The sequence below is a fragment of the Polynucleobacter sp. Latsch14-2 genome (genome assembly GCF_018881925.1).
Taxonomy (GTDB): Bacteria; Pseudomonadota; Gammaproteobacteria; order Burkholderiales; family Burkholderiaceae; genus Polynucleobacter.
In genome coordinates this window covers 30,984-50,700 of record NZ_JACVPL010000008.1, presented here as the reverse complement: position 1 = coordinate 50,700, position 19,717 = coordinate 30,984, and the positions used below count along the sequence as shown (strand labels likewise).

At 45.7% G+C, this 19,717-nt stretch carries 19 protein-coding genes; 8 read left to right on the top strand and 11 right to left on the bottom strand.

Going from position 1 to position 19,717, the window contains the following annotated elements; translation table 11 throughout:
• Window positions 1–42: 42 nt before the first annotated feature.
• From ICN46_RS08110 to ICN46_RS08100, 3 genes are read right to left on the bottom strand one after another with little or no spacing between them, the layout of a single operon-like run.
• A complete protein-coding gene (locus tag ICN46_RS08110; protein WP_216207123.1) occupies window positions 43–663 on the bottom strand; it encodes a hypothetical protein in 621 nt (206 codons plus the stop codon).
• Window positions 663–1,907 (bottom strand): sialidase family protein, encoded by a 1,245-nt coding sequence (locus tag ICN46_RS08105; protein WP_216207120.1) that lies wholly within the window; start codon window positions 1,905–1,907, stop codon window positions 663–665. Before ICN46_RS08105 ends, ICN46_RS08110 begins: the two co-directional genes overlap by 1 nt.
• Window positions 1,904–3,625, bottom strand: coding sequence for an ArnT family glycosyltransferase (locus tag ICN46_RS08100; protein WP_216207116.1), 1,722 nt, complete (start codon window positions 3,623–3,625; stop codon window positions 1,904–1,906). Before ICN46_RS08100 ends, ICN46_RS08105 begins: the two co-directional genes overlap by 4 nt.
• Before the next feature lie 283 nt (window positions 3,626–3,908).
• Between ICN46_RS08100 and ICN46_RS08095 the strand changes: the two genes are divergently transcribed.
• The 3 genes from ICN46_RS08095 (at window position 3,909) to ICN46_RS08085 (ending at window position 6,064) form a co-directional block, all read left to right on the top strand.
• The gene (locus ICN46_RS08095; protein WP_216207113.1) at window positions 3,909–4,169 is read left to right on the top strand and encodes a c-type cytochrome; all 261 of its coding nucleotides are present in this window, start codon (window positions 3,909–3,911) and stop codon (window positions 4,167–4,169) included.
• A 9-nt stretch (window positions 4,170–4,178) separates the two neighbouring features.
• Entirely contained in the window at window positions 4,179–5,453 is a 1,275-nt protein-coding gene (locus tag ICN46_RS08090; protein ID WP_216207110.1) for an NAD(P)/FAD-dependent oxidoreductase, read from the top strand.
• 152 nt (window positions 5,454–5,605) lie between these two features.
• Entirely contained in the window at window positions 5,606–6,064 is a 459-nt protein-coding gene (locus ICN46_RS08085; protein WP_216207107.1) for a phosphate-starvation-inducible protein PsiE, read from the top strand.
• Here the strand turns inward: ICN46_RS08085 and ICN46_RS08080 are convergent.
• Window positions 6,061–7,470: a TAXI family TRAP transporter solute-binding subunit gene (locus ICN46_RS08080; protein ID WP_216207104.1), complete on the bottom strand. Its 1,410-nt coding sequence runs from the start codon at window positions 7,468–7,470 to the stop codon at window positions 6,061–6,063. The genes ICN46_RS08085 and ICN46_RS08080 overlap by 4 nt on opposite strands.
• Window positions 7,471–7,547: 77 nt before the next feature.
• Here ICN46_RS08080 and ICN46_RS08075 point away from each other — a divergent pair, with 77 nt between their 5' ends.
• A complete protein-coding gene (locus ICN46_RS08075; protein ID WP_216207101.1) occupies window positions 7,548–8,252 on the top strand; it encodes a pirin family protein in 705 nt (234 codons plus the stop codon).
• Between the two features lie 4 nt (window positions 8,253–8,256).
• On the opposite strand, the gene ICN46_RS08070 is transcribed toward ICN46_RS08075, so the two are convergent.
• The 3 genes from ICN46_RS08070 to ICN46_RS08060 are packed head-to-tail and all read right to left on the bottom strand — an operon-like array spanning window position 8,257 to window position 9,972.
• Entirely contained in the window at window positions 8,257–8,556 is a 300-nt protein-coding gene (locus tag ICN46_RS08070; RefSeq protein WP_216207098.1) for a UTRA domain-containing protein, read from the bottom strand.
• Entirely contained in the window at window positions 8,517–9,008 is a 492-nt protein-coding gene (locus ICN46_RS08065; protein WP_216207094.1) for a GntR family transcriptional regulator, read from the bottom strand. Before ICN46_RS08065 ends, ICN46_RS08070 begins: the two co-directional genes overlap by 40 nt.
• Before the next feature lie 40 nt (window positions 9,009–9,048).
• Window positions 9,049–9,972, bottom strand: a complete 924-nt coding sequence (locus ICN46_RS08060) for an SMP-30/gluconolactonase/LRE family protein (protein ID WP_216207091.1) — start codon at window positions 9,970–9,972, stop codon at window positions 9,049–9,051.
• Window positions 9,973–10,112: 140 nt separating this feature from the next.
• On the opposite strand from ICN46_RS08060, the gene ICN46_RS08055 reads away from it, so the two are divergent.
• The 3 genes from ICN46_RS08055 (at window position 10,113) to ICN46_RS08045 (ending at window position 13,111) form a co-directional block, all read left to right on the top strand.
• Window positions 10,113–11,660: a D-arabinonate dehydratase gene (locus ICN46_RS08055; RefSeq protein ID WP_216207087.1), complete on the top strand. Its 1,548-nt coding sequence runs from the start codon at window positions 10,113–10,115 to the stop codon at window positions 11,658–11,660.
• A 144-nt stretch (window positions 11,661–11,804) separates the two neighbouring features.
• A complete protein-coding gene (locus ICN46_RS08050) occupies window positions 11,805–12,773 on the top strand; it encodes a DnaJ C-terminal domain-containing protein (protein WP_216207084.1) in 969 nt (322 codons plus the stop codon).
• A 5-nt stretch (window positions 12,774–12,778) separates the two neighbouring features.
• Complete coding sequence (locus tag ICN46_RS08045) at window positions 12,779–13,111, top strand: chaperone modulator CbpM (protein WP_216207081.1); 333 nt, start codon at window positions 12,779–12,781, stop codon at window positions 13,109–13,111.
• 23 nt (window positions 13,112–13,134) lie between these two features.
• Here the strand turns inward: ICN46_RS08045 and ICN46_RS08040 are convergent, their stop codons facing one another.
• Entirely contained in the window at window positions 13,135–15,060 is a 1,926-nt protein-coding gene (locus tag ICN46_RS08040) for an ATP-binding cassette domain-containing protein (RefSeq protein WP_216207078.1), read from the bottom strand.
• Window positions 15,061–15,127: 67 nt separating this feature from the next.
• Between ICN46_RS08040 and ICN46_RS08035 the strand changes: the two genes are divergently transcribed.
• The gene (locus ICN46_RS08035) at window positions 15,128–15,736 is read left to right on the top strand and encodes a P-loop nucleotide/nucleoside kinase family protein (protein ID WP_216207075.1); all 609 of its coding nucleotides are present in this window, start codon (window positions 15,128–15,130) and stop codon (window positions 15,734–15,736) included.
• Window positions 15,737–15,797: 61 nt separating this feature from the next.
• Here the strand turns inward: ICN46_RS08035 and ICN46_RS08030 are convergent, their stop codons facing one another.
• The 3 genes from ICN46_RS08030 to ICN46_RS08020 form a co-directional block, all read right to left on the bottom strand.
• The gene (locus ICN46_RS08030) at window positions 15,798–16,421 is read right to left on the bottom strand and encodes an OmpW/AlkL family protein (protein ID WP_216207072.1); all 624 of its coding nucleotides are present in this window, start codon (window positions 16,419–16,421) and stop codon (window positions 15,798–15,800) included.
• A gap of 169 nt (window positions 16,422–16,590) precedes the next feature.
• Complete coding sequence (gene hemN, locus ICN46_RS08025; RefSeq protein WP_216207069.1) at window positions 16,591–18,006, bottom strand: oxygen-independent coproporphyrinogen III oxidase; 1,416 nt, start codon at window positions 18,004–18,006, stop codon at window positions 16,591–16,593.
• A 26-nt stretch (window positions 18,007–18,032) separates the two neighbouring features.
• The gene (locus ICN46_RS08020) at window positions 18,033–19,646 is read right to left on the bottom strand and encodes an NAD(P)/FAD-dependent oxidoreductase (protein ID WP_216207066.1); all 1,614 of its coding nucleotides are present in this window, start codon (window positions 19,644–19,646) and stop codon (window positions 18,033–18,035) included.
• Between the last annotated feature and the right edge of the window lie 71 nt (window positions 19,647–19,717).

Below are 19,717 nucleotides of genomic sequence, written 5' to 3'. Positions count from 1 at the left end.
ATAAATATATCACCTCAAGTTACTGCGCCACCTTTAAACCCGTCAGCCAGCCCTAAATAAATATCCTGATTGGGCGCGCTTACGCCGCTTCAAGCGCAAATAGTTCGCGCTGGACCATAAGGCCCACATTCCCAAGAAAGGATCCAATAAGTAATCCCATAAATTAGCGGACTCATGCCAATGAAAACTCCAGGCAATAATCGCTATGGCAATAATCCACAGACCTTTGTTCCAGCTAGCAAGCCCGCAGATCACCGCAAATACTAAGACTGCACTCAGAAAAATCAGTGAGCCATACCCCCATGTATACGGATCCAACATGCCCAAGCCAAGAGCGAGCGGATAGAAGATGATAGCCACAAGAGCAAGCGCAAGCTTAAATGAAATCGGTGTCGGCTTATTTGAAGGCAGCAAGCTAGCCCAAAGCAACAACATAGAAACAATACTCAGATCTCCTGTTATGCCCCGAATATAAGCGGCAATAGGTAATTCCATAAAGAAGCCCAAGGGCCAAAAGAAAAGATTAGCAAATAACAGTAGCAGAAAAAGCTGGATTGCAAATGGCATTTCTACTTGAAATATTTTTTTCAGCAAGCAAATCACAATAACAGCGGAACTGATAGATATTTCTATCAAAGCGAGAATTTGCATCAAATAATCCATTATTTCTCCCCCTCAAGTTGCCCGTCTTTTAGGTGACTCTGCAACTGCGCAAGCCAATCTGCTCCAAAATGGATATGGCGTATTTTTTTTCTATCCCAGGTATAAACCAAGTGCGCATCACTGCCGTCGGCTGTGATCAAGTATGGGTAGGAAAATTCACGGCGCTGTTCACCGGGCAATGCTTCATCGTCTTCTAGGACTTGAACCACTCGCCATTGTTTTGCTTTATCACTAGTGGCGGGGTCAGCCAACATCAACACTAAGCGATGCCGCCCCGCCTCTAGGTTATTGAGCACCAACAGGCGTGTGCCATTTGCTAAGGCCAATGCAGCAATCGCTGAATTTGGATTGGGGATTTCTGTATCGCCAATGGCAGTCCAGGTTTGGCCCGCATTGTGCGTTTCGCTCGTGGGAATTTGTTTAGCTTCAGATCCACTGCGCGTTTGACGGAAATATGCGCTTGCTTGTTGGGCGCCATCGACAAACACAATAGGCTGAATTGCACCTCGTCCAGAGCTCATACGACGTTTATCGATGACTCGGTCAGATTCAATTCTCAAGAACTCCCCAAAACGACCAATCCACTCATGATAGGCAGGCAAACCCAGACGGCCATCGGCAAACTGAATTGTTGGAGACTTGACTAAGGTGCTCAGATTAATAAAAGGGGAGGTAATTAAACGGCGTGGGCGAGTCCACGTAAGCCCTTCATTATCAGAGCTGATGGTTGAGATTGAACTTCCAGCCCAACCACCAATAGAAACTGTGACAAAGAACAGTTGCAGACGACCATCCGCAGACCTACTGGGAACGGGATTACCTAGTTTTGCAATGTAACGTGACAGACCTTTTTCAGCAGCAACCCGATCCATCACAACTACAGGAGCGCCCCAAGTAGAAGACGTCGGACTATAGACCGCACTATTAATGACCACATCTGGCGCACCCTCCCTGCTCCCGGCAAACCAAAATGCACGAATTGAGCCATCCTTAAGGGCGATCAAGGAAGCTGCATGAACTGAAGCAGCGCCCGTGTCTGGGAGCCAAGCTAGTTGCGGATGGGCTACAGCAAGTTTACTAGTAGCTTGCGATGATTTCTTAATTGAGCTGCTTTGATTTTGCTCCTCTTCAAGGGCTTGGATCAAAGGAATTTCAAAAGGCGCCCACACGGGTTGACTATCAATGTGCAAAAATCCTAACACTGCGGCCAGCAATAAAAAGCAAAAGGCGATCGCACGACTCATCGACAGGCATCCTTGCCACTTTGCGGCCCAGTCATTTTTATCGGGGTGGAAATCAAATATTCATTTACAAACAGATGTTCGCCAATCTCTCCCATAAGCATTGCTTTAATTTCTTGATCAGAGTGACGTGCGCGCATCTCCATACGACTACCAACAATCTTACAAGACTCACAAACCTGCGGGGTAACGCCCAAAGGAGTCTGCACCGCTACAAATGGATAGGTATTTTGTAGGACATCGATATTTCCAGCATCCCTGGCTGCGTAACCATGTAATTTAGCGCCCGGTAGCAGTAAGCGATATTCCTCGTCCTTTGCACGGTAATCACATGGAATCCACAACTCCATATTCCGAGCCGCTTGAATGGTTGCCAAATCAAAACGTCCCAGCACCCCCTCAAGAGGGGTTAGGCTGCTGGTTAAAGAACAATAACAAAGAAAACATCCTGCCAAGGCAATCGTTTTGCTAAGATTTTTTTTACACAAGCCAATCAAGATGAGCGCCAAGCTAAGCGCTATCAAAACCCAATGCCAAATTGGGTAGATCCACGCGGTAGCCCCAATCAAAAAAGGAGATGTTTGCAAATTGCCGCCCACCCATATCAAGAGAGAGAGCACTAGCGCTTGCAAAAGCAATGCGAACCTGAAGCCCCATAAAGGCAATCGATCCCAATATAGAGCAATGAATACTGCGAATGCTGGCATGACTGGCAACAAGTAACGTCCGGAACGCTGACTTGGCAAGCTAAAGACCAATAGGAAAGCAGCAATGAATAAGAGCAGGAGAGTCTCTTGGATAGAAAGAAAGCGACGATGACGCCAGCACTGCCACAGGGCACTTATCAACACAAAGATAAATAAACCGGCATTAGCCAAGGTGGTTAGTAGCAACATCCAAATACTATCGCCACCCCAAATCAAATCTAAGAGGTAGTTAGCATTACGAGCCTCGAACTTGCCTGCGTTTTCACCAAGTACAAATTCTTTCCAAACCGCCTCTGGAGATGGGTCAAATGCAAACCACAGAGCAAAAATTCCTAGTGATAGCAACACAAGCAAAATAATTTTAATGAGGTCATGGATCAGAAACTTCGAAATACTCCAATCACGCCAACGCCAATAGCACAAACTCAAAGCGAAGGATGCTGGCACGATGTAGGCAAATGATTTAGAAAGCAATGCCAATCCAAAACAGATTGCTACCAAAAAAGGAAAGAATAGTTTCGACTCAAAGGCGCTCTTACCCCAATACAACAAAGCTATAAAAGGTAGCGTCAACCAAAATACTTCAGGGGGATCGGTCAAGAATGGCCGACCGTAACGATAACTTGCAAAAAACGAGAGCCAAACCAGGCTTGCTAAAAGCCCCGTCTGGGTCTTCCCACTAAAACGACGCACGGCTAGAAATAAGGAAAATGCCGTCAAGGCCGTATAAACAAGACTCGGCCAACGCAGCGCTGCGAGACTCCAGTGACTAGCCCACTCAGTGCTGGCGATCCCTTGCCAAAATAAGAGCGGGGGCTTTGTATTCTTAATACCATCCATCTCAGACTGTAGTGGCAGCCATGCCCCAGAATCGGCTGTCATCCGCACAATATGCATATACGGGTACTCGTCACCATTTTTAGGAGCAAATCGACTATCCAAGCCATATAGATAGGTAAATATCCCTAGCAGCAATATGAGGATGGCGCTACGATAAGAAAAAGTGCTTCGCATGGGTCTAGTTTAAAGGGCTTAGTTCATTGAGCAATAAAAAGCTTATAAGGCCTGTTTTTGATGAATTTTGACCACTTTAAAATCTTTATCTACAAAAAATGGTTCCACAAAAAACTATAGCGTGCCCTAGACTATTGTTTAAGATACTCATATTCAATTCCACTTAGCAATCATCCATATTGCATTTGAGAGCATAAAGACCATCCCCATGCGAAAGAAATACCTTAGACCGACCTACCTGATTTTGGGGCTTATAGGCTTTAGTCTTTTGAACGGTCCCACAATGGCCCAAATATCAGATGCAAATTCGCTATACAAAAGTGCCTTAGTAGCAAGCTGCGCCAATTGCCATGGTACCAATGGCAATGGCCTGATCGACGCCAGCATTCCACTAATTAACAAACTCACAAGCGCGCAAATACTGACACAACTTCAGGCCTACAAAAATGGGACCCGCAACGGAACCATCATGCCCCAGCTCGCGAAGGGATATACGGATGAACAACTTATCACCGTAGCCGATCAACTTGGCAAAAACCAATAAGAGCTCAATATGAATCGTCGACATTTTTTAGGTCAAGGTGCCGCAGGGCTTGGCTTGCTAGCCGGTTTTTCTACCCAGGCATATGCCAATCTTCAAAAAGCAGAAATTCTGGTCATCGGCGGCGGTTATGGTGGAGCTACTGCGGCCAAATATTTGCGCATCTTTTCCAACAACACTGCTCGCGTCACCTTAGTTGAACCTAATGCTGCCTTCTTGTCTTGCCCGCTCTCCAATCTTGTAGTGGGCGGATCCCGCACCATGGCAGACATCACCTCTTCCTATGGCAGCTTAAGCAAACGTCATGGTATTAAAGTTATCCAAGATAGCGTGGTGAGCATCGATCCTGATAAGAAAAAGGCCAAGCTCGCCTCCGGAAAAATATTATCTTATGACAAGGCGGTTATCTCTCCGGGCGTCAGCCTCATCATGAGCAGCATTGAAGGCCTAGCCCAGGCAAATAAAGATGGTGTCACACTACAAGCTTGGAAGGCTGGTTCAGAAACAGTAATGCTTCATAAGCAATTAGCAGCTATGCGTGATGGCGGTGTATTTGCCATTAGCATTCCAGAAGCCCCTTATCGCTGCCCTCCTGGACCCTATGAACGCGCCTGTCAGGTAGCAAACTATCTTAAGCAGTACAAGCCAAAGTCGAAAGTATTGATTTTGGATGCAAATGAGGATGTCACCTCGAAGGGTGCACTATTCAAAAAAGTTTGGGCCGAGCAATACTCTGGCTTAATTGAATACCGACCCAGAAATAATGTGGTTGCCGTTGACGCCCAAACAAAAACCTTAAAGATCGAGGTCGAAGATGATGTCAGGGCGGACGTATTAAATGTATTGCCTGCCATGAGCGCCGGGGCAATTGCAGTCAACACCGGACTGGCGAACTCCAACGGACGTTGGGTCAATGTTAACTTTTTAAATTTTGAATCCACTGCGCATAAAGACATTCATGTGCTTGGAGACTCCATTCAGGTTGCGCCAGCCATGCCCAAATCTGGTCATATGGCGAATCAACATGCGAAAGTCGCAGCCGCCGCGATTGTTGCCGGACTGAGTGACTGGGAAATCAATCCAGCTCCAGTGCTAACTAATACCTGCTACAGCTTTGTCAATGAAAAACAAACCATTCACGTGGCCAGCGTGCATCAATATGATGCCGCTGAGAAGACATTTAAAGCCGTTCCTGGTGCCGGTGGGCTATCCCCCGCACCCTCAACCCTCGAAGGCGTCTATGCTTGGGGGTGGGCACATAATATTTGGGCTGACAGCCTAGCTTGACAGAGGTCAAGAGTTAATAAAAAGGAGGCTTTTAAGCCTCTTTTTTGTTTACTAACTCAGCAAGATACCTAATACTAATGCTGAGACTGAGACTGAGACTGAGACTGAGACTGAGACTGAGACTGAGACAAATCATTTAAAAAGGGAATTCAATGAACGTGCCACCCACCTTACCTAAGGATGCATCTAAGCTAGAGGAATCCATTGAAAAATGGTCTGTCCCCATTGGTAATTTATTTGTATCCCTCTTTCACCGTATCGCTCTTTTTGGCATCGGGGCTGCCACAGTCTGGTCAGCTGGGGTAGCGTTTATAGGAATGGCTAATAAGGGTGCGGCTTCAATCGAAGACTTACTCTTACTATTTATCTATTTGGAAATTGGCGCAATGGTGGGGATTTATTTCAAAACCAATCACATGCCAGTTCGCTTCTTAATTTATGTTGCCATCACTGCTGTAACGCGCCTCATTATTGACTTGGTCAATACGAAACATGAAGCGGATATGTCCATTCTCTTCATGGGAATTACGATCTTAGTTTTGGCGCTAGCCAATGCCGTAGTGCGTTATGCATCATACAAATACCCGAGCAAAAACGGCATCAGCGATTAACTTATAGGGCCTTCCGGAACAATAGCCTGATAGGGGTGAGTACCTCGATTCAGGCAGTTTCGAACGTAATCAATACTGGTACGCAAAGCATAATAGTCGCCAGTCATGCTCTTAGACACCTCCAACTTTAGAGCGTCATACTCCATTAAATCGATCTTGGCCAAGTACTCATCGCGCTTTGCAGGGTCATAAGAGGCAATCAATTCTCCCTCAAATTTTTTCAGGGCACCGTACATCCGATGTATCCGAACTTGTACTCGACGCTTCCGATAGCTAGGTAAAGCGAGAAGCACCGGATAAGCAAAAGCACAGAATGGCAACAGCACTACGAAAAGTCTATTGACCAACTCAGCCAGCCAAAATGGCAAATACTCCATTAATAATGGGGCACCTTTTTCTTCAAAATGAATAGCTACAGGACTTTCAGGAAAGTTTGAATTTTTAAAGGACGGAAACTCGCCTCGCTCAGCAAAAAATGATGCTCGCCCATTAATCTCTTTGGCGGCCTCCAAAAATAAAAACTGGATTGCAGGATGCATGCGATCATCAATCAGTAATTGAGTGGTAGTTGCTAAAAGATTGATATCTTTACTTGGGAAATTACGAATCAAATCAAACCCCCCTTCTGGTACTGTGACAACATGTAAGAAAGGAAGTGCATGCGCATAAGCACCGGCCCGCTTAATGCTAACCAAATGCAAGCTTGGGTCCTTTAGTAGAGCCTGAATATTTTCAGCTTCGATACCATCGGCTATAAAAACGCCATCAAGCTCCCCCTTTTGCAAGGCTTTAACTGCTTGGGCGCCCGGCAAATTAACAAACTTTGCACCTTTATCCAAGCCGGATACTTTCAAAATATGCATGGCCTGTGCATGAGTGCCACTACCCTCTATACCAACTGAAATTTTAGAATTAGTGAAATATTTTAGGTGCCCATGCAGCGTCTCAAAATCACTTTCCTTTGCAACAGCACCCCGATAAAAAAACCAGATTGGCTCATAGCTAATACTGCCGAGTGACTGAATACCTGCAATACCTTTTGGACTAATTACGCCAGCTTGAACAAATGCTGCCTGCACTGGATCTTTACGATCAACCAAATGATTAATATTTTCTTGGGCGCCATTGGTAGACAGCAACTCGAGCGTGATATGCCTCTTGGCGAAGAATTTTGCATACTTTTCACCTAGGGCTTGATACTCACCACCCGCCGAGCCTGTAGCCAGAATGACATGTCTAGGAGGTGGAGGATCAATAAACCACCAAGTAATTCCTAAGCCCACGAATAACAACAAGAGTAGGATCCATGCCTCCCGGAGAAATTGCGTGAAGTCGTACCAACGATCTTGCAGCGCCTCGATTAAGCCCAGCCCAGTATCTTTTGCGTCTTTCTTAAAACTTCCCATAGCTTGCCTATTAGCAAAATGATTTAAACCCAATGATAATAGGCTTACTTACTTTGACAAAAGCGAACATCTAAACCATGCATTTCCTTAGAAAATCTCAAGATCGTGGCTATGCCGACCATGGTTGGCTCAAAAGCTTTCACTCCTTCTCTTTTGCGGGGTACGATGACCCTCAATTCATGGGCTGGGGCAATTTACGCGTGATTAATGAGGACCGCGTGGCACCAGGGATGGGCTTTGGAAAGCATGGCCACCGCAATATGGAGATCATTAGCTATGTTTTATCGGGCGAGCTGGCGCACCAAGATAGCATGGGGAATGTAAAGGGTATACCTCCAGGAGACGTTCAGAGAATGAGTGCGGGCAGTGGAGTTACGCACAGCGAGTTCAACCACGCTCAAGATCAAACAACCCACTTCCTCCAAATTTGGATTGAACCCAATGTCCTTGAAATTGCACCTAGCTACGAACAGCAAAGCATTCATCAAGCAGATAAACAAGGAAAACTGTGTTTGATTGCATCACCTACAGGAGAAAATCATTCCGTAAGCATTCATGCAGATGCAAAACTGTATGCAGGATTATTTCAGGGTGAACAGTCTGCCACCTTAGCCATTAACCCAAAGCTGAAGGCCTACGTTCACCTAATCCAAGGCTCCCTCAATGTTAATGGCGAAATTCTTAACGGTGGCGATGCACTATTGATTCAAGATGAAACAGAAATCCAAATTAAAGATGGTAAAAATGCTGAAGTGCTTGTATTTGAGTTAGCGACTTCCTAATCACTCAGCCTCTAAATTCCATGCTGTAGATAAACCGCCTCTCAGGGTGATAAGTAACGGAAATCTCAAATGGATTTCCGTTGGCGTCAAAGTAGTGACGAATGATGGCAAGGCAAGGTGTACCTTCTGGGATATTTAAAGCCTTGGCTATAGCATTTGAAGCGCCACAAGCGAACACATCTACCTCGGCACGATCAATGCGAACATCAAAGCGTCTTTCAATTTGTTGATACACCATCGAGTGGGTGTGATCGGGCTCAGAAGTTAACTCAGCAAACTTAGGCAAAATATAAATGCGGACCATGCAATGATGAGATTTGAATCTTGTTGCTTACGAACTGCGCCAATGTGATACCAGGAAGATCCGACAGAGACTTTCAACAAACTGCTCAAGGCGGCATCACACTCCAAGTATTCTTCCACTACATTGACGCGGTATGTATCTTTGGGATAACGCAAAATATCCGCAGGAGAATTAAAGGATTGCGTAAATTTTCTAGGGCGTTGCCGTGAGATGACACGCGTGGGGGCGCCTTGACGTCGCACGATAAGCCCGCCATCCTCTAAAGTACTGAGAGCGTGCCTAAGAGTGTGCCGACTAATGCTATACAACTTACATAGGGCAATTTCTGGCGGGATTGCAGACCCTACGGCCCAAGCCCCCTGTCGAATTTGCTCTTCCAAAGTTGTGGCAAGGGCCTGATGCAAAGGAATGCCAGGCGCTTGATTTAGCAAACTTTCATGCATGCCGCTCATCTTTGTTTTCTTTTATTCATCCCAAGAGATCTGGTAAGACTCAACTCAAACCAAACATCTTCTTGCCGGTGACCGGCATACGAGCCTTCAAGATGTCGCCCGACATAGACTCAGTGATATAAAGATCCTTGCCATCACCTCCAAAACACAGGTTCGCCAAATGGTGGTGATGCGGATTCTCCGAGTAGACCAAATGGGTAGGCAGCATATTGCTATCAAAGCGCCAAATGCCCACGCCCAAATGACATACTAAGAGACCATTTTCAGAGTCCATTTCAATACCATCAGGACCCGCTGCTCCTCCAGATAGCTGAATTGCTACACCGGTTTTAGAAACTGATCCATCAGCCATCAAAGGTAAGCGCCAAATTTGTTGTGAGCGCGTTGCCGCAACAAAAACATGCTTTTCTTGAGTATTTAAAGTGATGCCATTGGGGCTGGGTACATTGAGAACCAAACGATCTAACTTGCCATCTGCACTCAAACGGAATACACGACCCGATGGATCGGCGATACCGGTTTGACCCTGATCAGTAAAATATAAATCGCCATTCGATGCAAAATGTAAATCATTCAGGCCTTTAAAGTTCTCGCTATACATAGAGCCAAGGACAGTCTCAATTTTTCCAGTTTTTGGATCCAAAGAAAGTAGTCCTGCTTTGTAATCAGTGATAAATGCGCGCCCATCTTTATGGAACTTCAAACCATTAGGCCAACCGTCATACTGGGTTACCAACTCCCAATCGCCTTTGGGGGTAATGCGAAAAATTCGACCAAAAGGGATATCGACAAACCATAAATTACCCTCCCGGTCAAAGGAAGGCCCCTCTAAAAAACACTCCACTTCGGCGCCTTGGCGGTTAGGGTCAGACCAGCCTGTACGGCTCTTCTTACGAAATTTTGCCGGCATTGACATGAATACCTCGGCTTTGATCTTCTCTACAGGCTGAAATGGGTTGTACATCAAAATCTCCTTCAAATTATTTGTTCGGACAAGTTTTAGTTAATGCTATTTATTTATCCTATTAATCTCATATGATATCGAATAATTTTGTTTATACTGAAAATACTTGTCCGAACAAATAAAAATAGATTAGAGCCTACATGATTGAAACTTCTGGAAAAAAATTAGCCGGTCCGATTATTCGACTGCATCCAAACGACAACATTGTTGTTGCTCGTGTTGATGTCAGCATTGGAACCGAAGTTCCGAGCGAGAACTTTACTAGCCGCAGCCAAGTGCCAGCCGGCTACAAGATCGCCACTAAAAAGATTGCCAAGGGCGAGCCCATTCTCAAATACAACGTTACTGTTGGGTTTGCCAATACCGATATTGAGCCGGGCACCATGGTTCATAGCCATAACACTGAGTTTCGGGAATTTGATCGAGACTATGCCTATGCTAGTGAATACAAGCCAACCCAAATGCTTCCAGAGGCTGAGCGCGCTACTTTCCAAGGCTATGTCAGATCAAATGGCAAAGTTGGCACACGTAACTTCATTGGAATTTTATCAACCGTTAATTGCTCTGCAACCGTCGTTAACAAAATTGCTGATTGGTTCACACCAGAACGCTTGAAAGATTTTCCAAATGTAGATGGCGTGGTCGCCTTTAGTCATGATATTGGCTGCGGTATGGAGATGAGTGGGGAGCCAATGCAGTTACTCCGACGCACTATGGCAGGCTATGCCCGTCACCCTAACCTAGCAGCCGCATTGATTGTTGGTCTTGGTTGTGAGCGCAATCAGCTAAAAGGCTTGATGGAGCAGGAAGACCTCAAAGAGGGTCACAATCTACATACCTTCATCATGCAAGAATCTGGCGGCACTCGCAAAACGATTGAAGCTGGCATTGAGGCGGTAAGGGCATTGTTACCAGAGGCCAATAAAGCGAAGCGTGAAACCGTTTCAGCAAGCCATCTCACTGTTGGTCTGCAATGCGGTGGATCCGATGGCTTCTCTTCGATTACTGCCAACCCAGCCCTTGGAGCTGCGATTGATATTCTGTCGCGCCATGGCGGCACAGGTATTTTGTCAGAGACCCCTGAAATCTATGGTGTTGAACATACCCTCACCCGGAGAGCTGCCTCAAAAGAGATTGGGGAGAAATTGATTAAACGCATTCGCTGGTGGAAAGATGAATACTCTGTTGGGCGAGATGTACAGATTAATGGTCAAGTTAGTCCAGGCAATCAAATTGGTGGTCTTGCTAATATTTTTGAAAAGTCACTAGGCTCTTCGATGAAGGGTGGCACAGGACCACTCATGGAGGTCTATCGCTACGCAGAGCCGGTCACCGCCAAAGGTTTTGTATTTATGGACACACCTGGGTTTGATCCAGTCTCGGCAACCGGGCAAATAGCAGGCGGTGCAAATTTAGTAGCATTCACGACCGGTCGGGGCTCTATGTTTGGCTCCAAACCAGCTCCATGTATCAAATTGGCTACCAACACGCCTATGTATCAACGCCTCACTGAGGATATGGATATCAACTGCGGCGAAATCTTAGATGGCACAGTATCTGTTCAAGAAATGGGTCAGCAGATTTTTGAACTTTTCCTACGTACTGCGTCTGGAGAACCCTCCAAGAGTGAACTACTCGGCCTTGGTGATTATGAGTTTGTGCCTTGGCAAATTGGTGTCATGAGCTAATACTAGCCATCTGCAGCAACCAGAAGGGGCGGGCCATGAGCCCGCTTTTTCTTGGTCAAAATAAGATGAGATGAGCTCTTCGGTAACTGTAGAATAAACCTTATTAGCTCACTCAGGACTCCAATAGGGACTTAAAACAGGCTTATGAAATTCAAGGATTACTACGAAACGCTTGGTGTTGCCCGTGGCGCGACTGAAGCGGATATCAAAAGCGCCTATCGCAAATTGGCTCGAAAATATCACCCCGACGTCAACAAAGAAAAAGATGCTGAAGAGCGCTTCAAGGAAGTTGGTGAAGCTTATGCCGTTCTCAAAGATACTGAGAAGCGCGCCGCCTACGACCAAATGGGCAGTAACTGGAAAAACGGTCAAGATTTCACACCACCACCAAACTGGAATGAAGGTTTTGAATACTCAGATGGTGGCTTTGGTGGTGGCGCTTACGAGGGAGATCAAAGCGAATTCTTTGAATCTCTTTTTGGGAGAGGTAAACATCGCCAAGGCGGTCGCGGCACCCATTCGAACCCAGATGCAGGCATGCACTTCAAAGGCCAAGATCATCACGCTAAGATTTTGATTGATCTTGCCGACGCTTATAACGGTGCTAAGCGGACCATTGTTTTACATATGCCAATGCTAGATGCCAGTGGCCATGTGAGCACACAAGAGCGCAAACTAGATGTCAGCATCCCCAAAGGAATTAAGGCAGGACAAAATCTGCGGCTTAGCGGGCAAGGTGGCCCCGGAATAGGTGAAGGTGGCGCTGGAGATCTTTATCTTGAAATTGAATTTCACCCGAATCCGATCTACCGAGTGGATGGCAAAGATGTTTATCTCGACTTACCACTGGCGCCATGGGAGGCAGCATTAGGCACCACGGTAAAGGTTCCAACACCTGCAGGCACAACACTGGAGCTAACCGTTCCAACAAATACCGTCGCAGGCCGCAAGATGCGCCTAAAAGGTAAAGGCATTCCAAGCAAAGAACCTGGAGACCTCTATGTTCTCGCCATGATCGTTACACCCCCTGCTGACACCGATGCTCAAAAAGAGGCTTATCAAGCATTTGAGAAAGCTTTTGAATTCAACCCCAGAACTCACCTGAAGGGATGATTAATATGACTCAAACTAATATCACCTGGATTGAAGGCATGATTGTTGAAAATGAAATCCATATGAATCTGGTCGAGCTATCTCAAGCAACAAGCACTAGCGAAGAGCTCATCATGGCATGGGTGACCGAAGGCGTGCTAAGCCCTTCTGGATCCTCACCAGAGGATTGGCGGTTTAGCGGGGATTCACTTAAGAGAACTAAAACTGCTATGCGTTTAAGCGCGGACCTAGAAATTAACACCCCAGGTTTGGCGCTAGCATTGCAATTACTGGATCAGATCTCTGATCTCAGGGCACAATTAGTTCGAATTGGGAATCGCAGTGATCTTGAAGGGTAAAAAGCAGCGATCGAGACAAAAAACTAAGCCTCCGCCCTTTGCAATAAAGATTCCCAACGCTGCATCTTCTGCTCTAATTCGGCCGTAACCTCAGATAGACGAGCTTGCATGCTAGCTGCCAACTCAGGCTCATTTTTATATAAATCAGGGTTACTCATTTCAATCCCGATATCTGCCTGCTCCGTTTCAAGACTCTCAATCTGCAAAGGTAAAGTTTCGAGCTCTTGACGCTCCTTACCATTGAGTTTTTGCACGCCGCTACTGACTGGCGCTGACTTTATTTCAGCCTTCGACGCGGGCTTCTCGGCAGGTTTAACAACTTGCTCGGGCTTTGCTGAGCTATTGGCTGCGCGAATCTTATCCGAACGCGCTTTTTGAATCTTCCAATCCTCGTAACCGCCCTCATACTCACGCCAAAAGCCATCACCTTCATTGGCAATGATGCTGGTAACCACATTATCCAAAAAATATCGATCGTGACTCACCAGAAATACAGTGCCCTTATAGTCTTGCAATAACTGCTCGAGCAAATCTAAAGTATCAATATCCAAATCATTGGTTGGTTCATCAAGCACCAATACATTAGCCGGTCTTGCAAATAAGCGCGCCAGCAATAAGCGGTTACGCTCACCGCCAGATAAAGTGCTTACAGGAGAATTTGTACGCTCCGGAGAAAACAAGAAGTCACTTAAATAACTTTTTACATGTTTGCGATTGCCATTAATCTCAATCCATTCACTACCAGGGCTAATGTAATCTTCCAGAGAAGCATTAAGATCTAAGCCCTCGCGCATTTGGTCAAAGTAAGCAACCTCAATGCGAGTACCCATAGTCGCCGTACCAGAATCCGGTGCAATTGTCCCCAGAATTAACTTGAGTAAAGTCGTTTTACCCGCACCATTAGGGCCCAAGAAACCAACCTTGTCACCACGTAAAATCGTTGCTGTGAAATCCGCTACGATTGGTCGGTCGTAAGCCTTGGAAACATTTTGCAGGTCTGCAACAATCTTGCCGCTACGATCCCCTGCTGATACAGCCAACTTAACCTGACCGATAGCATCACGTCTTTGTGAGCGACTCACGCGCAGGTTTTCTAAGCGAGCAATGCGGGCAACGCTTCTTGTGCGGCGCGCCTCAACCCCTTTGCGAATCCATACCTCTTCTTGAGCAAGTAATTTGTCAGCCCTAGCATTAGCCAGCGACTCAGAATTCATTTCCTGATCTTTGAGAACCTCATAGGCAGAGAAATTACCCGGATAGGAGCGCAAAATACCGCGGTCGAGCTCGACAATTTGTGTGCACACATTATCCAAAAATGCACGATCATGAGTAACTAATATGACCGAACCTTGATATTCTTTCAGGAGTTCTTCTAGCCACGCAATCGAGTCCAAGTCCAAGTGGTTGGTAGGCTCGTCCAAAATGAGTACATCGGGCACCTCGACTAAGGCGCGAGCTAGAGCAACGCGTTTTTTAGTTCCGCCAGACAATGTATTAATCTTGAGATCAGCTTCAAGATGCAGTCGATCTAAGGTTTCGTGAACACGCTGCTCCCAATTCCATCCACTGACAGCCTCCAATTGGGACTGAACCTCATCTAAGCGATGATGGGATGCATCATCCCACTCGCCAATACTTAGGGCCTCGTATTCCTCACGCAATGCCTTGGCCTGCGCAACGCCCTGAGAAACTGCATCAAAGACAGTTTCATTAGCTTCAAAAATCGGCTCCTGAGGTACATAAGCAATCCGTAGACCTTGCTGGTATTGCAATAAGCCATCATCTAGCTTTTCTATGCCAGCCAGAATCTTCAACAAGGAAGATTTACCAGTGCCATTGCGGCCAATTAAGCCTACACGTTCGCCAGATTCCAAAGAAAAAGCGGTGTTTGCGAGGAGGTCAACATGGCCAAAAGCCAGTTTTGCATCAGTAAGTACGATTAAAGCCATGGCGACATTATCATCGCTTCAGCAAAAGACGGGATATTTCCCTTAATTTCTGCGAGACTACCTATAAATGAGTTCCACAACGTTTACCTCCTTGTCCCCAGCAACGCCCTATCTGATTCTGTTTTCAGGCCATGCTGGAACTGGAAAATCCACACTAGCCAAAAAGGCTCTACCCCTGATTATTCAAAAAACAGGGAAAGATTTTTTCTTTCTAGATAAAGATACGGCTTATGGCGCTTATAGCTCCCATGTCATGGAACTCACCACTCATAACCCCAACGATCGTGATAGCCCCTACTACCTTGAGAACCTACGAAATTGGGAATATTCCGGCCTGATAGATATTGCCCGAGAAAATCTCTTGCTTGGGGTAAATGTCATTCTTGTTGGCCCATTCTCGAAAGAGATTCAAAGTGGCAAGATTTTCGACCCCGCAGCATTGGGAATTCCACCAGAAACTCACATCCGAGTTGCTTGGATAGATCTGGCAATGGGGGAGGCAAAGTTCCGCATGGAGAAACGCGGCGATCCACGAGATGATTGGAAGCTTGCAAACTGGGATCAGTATGCCAAACGCAGAATTGAGCCCCCAACTCATCCGGCTATTTTTCGATTCGATAATCTTCAGTTCAACGAAGAGCGCTTTGAGGAACTAGTTGATCAACTGACTCAATAAAAAAGATGAAAAAAATAGGGCTCCTTCAGGAGCCCTACCCCAAGAACCAAGAACTGAATTCCTAGAACTTGTATGTCACACCTATAGACGGTGTCCATGGGTTGAGGGTTAACTTACCCGCATTAGCACCTGAAGAAACCACCGTAACATCAGTGGCCATCGTGATGTATTTAACATCAATATTCAGACCCCAGTTCTTATCGAACATATAGTCAGCGCCCACTTGACCAGCAAAGCCAGTGCTAGAGCTAGCCACAGAATAGGTTCCATTACCCAAATTGCTACGACTACTAAAAATAGTGTAATTGATACCAGCGCCAACATAAGGCTTAAATGCACCCAATTCAGTGAAGTGGTACTGCAGTAAGAGTGATGGTGGAAGTGCTTTAATGGTTCCAAGCTTGCTACTGCCAGCATTAATTTGAATCGCTTGTGGGTAAGTCAAAACCAATTCAGTTGCAATATTTTTCGTAAAGAAATAGGAAACGTCGAATTCTGGAATAACTTTATTTTCCGCCTTAACATTGAGCGTACTGACAGCATTGGTCTGGCCATTCTGCCAAATTAAGTCTGTTGCACGTACACGCACCATCCATGGATTTTCGCTGGATGACTGGGCCTGAGAAGCAGCCGGTGCCAATGAAGCTACAGCTGCCATAGCCACCACTAGTGATTTGAGACGCATGATATTTCCCTCTTTTTTTCAATTTGATGGATTCATTTTCAAATTGGGAGGAGGAAATGGATTTGACTTGTATCAAACCCACTGTCATTAATTTATCAACGCTTGCTTAAAAGCAACAATCTTTTGTGGAGTTTTTGATCTACATCAAACTAGGCAACTTTTGATATTTTTATAGGACTTTCGAATAAGTTCCGCGTGCTTGAGATTCTCGTAAATGACGATCAAAGGTCATGGCTACGCGCCTAGCAAGTAGGCGACCTTTAATAGGCACCACCATTCGAGAGCCCTGCCACTCAAGAAGCCCAGCATCTTCCAAGCCCTTGAGCTCCTCAAGTTCTACTTTGAAGTACTTAGAAAATTCAATCCCATGATCTTTTGCGAATTGCTCAGTATCGAGTGCAAATTGGCACATTAACTCCCCAATGAGTTCGCGACGCAATAGATCGTCTTTATCTAAACGCATACCCCTTAGAGTAGGCAGATGACCATCATCAATTGCAGCGTAATACTCATCTAAGGTTCTCACGTTTTGAGAATAGCAATCATCAACCTTACCAATCGAAGAAATACCAAAAGCTAATAAGTCACACTCGGCTTGAGTTGAGTAGCCTTGGAAGTTGCGATGCAACTTACCCTCTTTTTGAGCAATGGCCAACTCGTCATCGGGCTGAGCAAAATGATCCATACCAATAAAGACATAACCAGCCTGACCAAGGCGCTCAATCGTATTTGAGAGAATAGTGAGCTTATCGGCAGCGGGCGGTAATTCCGCCTCAGAAATTCTGCGCTGTGGCTTAAAGATGTGTGGCAGATGAGCGTAATTGTAGACAGATAACCTATCGGGATTCATTTGCAACACTAAATCCACTGTTTCTTTAAATGTCTCAGGCGTTTGCTTTGGTAACCCATAGATTAAATCCACACTTCTAGATTTAAAACCATACTTTCTGGACCAGTCCATAACCGCACGAGTTTCCTCAACAGTTTGAACACGATGCACTGCCTCTTGCACCGCTAAATTAAAGTCCTGAACTCCCAGGCTAATTCGATTAAATCCGAGCTCAGATAATAATTTAATGTCCGCCTCGGTAACGCGGCGTGGATCAATCTCAATCGAGTATTCCCCGCCTGGAAGTAAGTCAAAATGTTCACGCGTATGGAACATCAGCTCAGTCATCTCTTCATGCGACAAGAAAGTCGGTGTGCCACCACCCCAATGCAATTGGGTAATGGGAATTTTTTTCTGGGCTCCCATTACCGCCGTAACCATAGCCATTTCTTTGGCTACGTACTTAATGTATTTAGCGCTACGACCGTGATCTTTAGTAATAATTTTATTGCAACCACAGTAGTAACAAATGTTGGGGCAAAAGGGCAAATGAAAATAAAGCGATAAAGGCTCATCAACTTTAGCAACACGTTGTAGTGCACCTAAATAGTCTGCCTCGGCGAATTCGTTATGAAAGCGATCAGCGCTTGGATATGAGGTATAGCGCGGACCATTAATATCGAACTTTTGCAAAAGCTCTGGGTGGAATAACACTTCTACTTCATTATTTGAGGAATTAACCACTGCTATACCCATAAAGACGAATCAATATTAAATGAGAATTATTGAGAAAGACAATCAAGCGCGACTGCTTCTGCCACTTTAATCCCATCGACGCCTGCCGACAAGATTCCACCAGCATACCCAGCGCCCTCACCTGCAGGATACAGACCCTTGACGTTCAAACTTTGAAAATTTGGACCTCGTGTAATGCGCAATGGCGAAGAAGTTCTGGTCTCCACACCCGTTAAAACCGCATCTTTCATGGAAAACCCTTTGATTTGCTTTTCAAAGGCGGGGATTGCCTCTCTGATTGCCTCAATAGCATAGGGTGGCAAGCTGTCTGCTAAATCCGTTAAATGAACACCAGGCTTGTACGAGGGCGTAACACTGCCGAACTCAGTTGAAGTCTTGCCTGCCAAAAAGTCTCCAACCAACTGGCCGGGAGCTTCATATGTCGAGCCACCAAGAATATACGCTTTGGATTCAATCGCTCGTTGAAATTCAATACCAGCCATCGCCCCGCCAGGATAATCATCAGGGGTAATGCCAACAACGATCCCAGCATTTGCGTTACGCTCATTCCGAGAGTACTGACTCATCCCATTTGTAACTACACGATTTGGCTCCGAGGTAGCCGCAACGACTGTACCGCCTGGGCACATGCAAAAGCTATAAACCGAGCGGCCATTTTTAGCGTGATGCACTAACTTATAGTCAGCAGCGCCAATCATAGGGTTACCAGCATGCGGACCTAAACGGGCTTTATCAATAAGTGATTGGGGATGCTCTATACGAAAACCAACCGAGAACGGCTTAGCTTCCATATACACTCCGGCGGCATGTAATACTTGAAAGGTATCGCGAGCACTATGCCCAAGGGCGAGAACTACATGATTAGCCGGCAGGTCATCGTGACCTTCAATTTTGACGCCCTGAATTTGATCATTCTCAATATCAAAGCCAACCACCTTTTGGGAGAAGCGAATCTCGCCACCCAAGGAAATAATTTCTTCCCGAATTTTTTCAACCATCCCTACTAAGCGGAATGTGCCGATATGAGGTTTGGCAACATATAAAATTTCTTCTGGCGCCCCAGCTTTTACAAATTCATTCAATACCTTGCGACCGTAGAACTTTGGATCCTTAATTTGACTCCAAAGCTTACCGTCTGAAAATGTACCCGCTCCACCTTCACCAAACTGCACATTGGATTCTGGATTGAGGACATTTTTACGCCACAATCCCCAAGTGTCTTGAGTGCGCTCACGAACTTTTTTGCCCCTCTCGAGCACGATGGGTTTAAATCCCATTTGCGCTAGAACAAGAGCAGCGAATATTCCGCAGGGCCCAAAACCAATCACTACTGGTCGGAGGAGCTTTCCAGACTGAATGCTCTCTGGCGCCTTGGCAACGAAGTGATAACTTGTGTCAGGTGAGAGTCTAATATGAATGTCATTTGAAAATTGCTTCAATACACCTTCCTCATCTTTAACAGAGAGATCAATGGTGTAAATAAATGCTAGCGCAACATTTTTCCTGGCATCGTAGCTACGCTTAAAAACAGTAAAGTGATGTAAATCTTTTGGGTCTAAATGTAGACGCTTCAAAATTGCAGCCTCCACCGCCTCAGGCGGGTGCTCAATAGGTAAGCGCAGTTCAGTAATACGGATCATGGGACTCTACGATACACAGAAATTAAGTGGTATTTTAAACAAAATCATACCCTAGGGGTTTGGACTCGGTT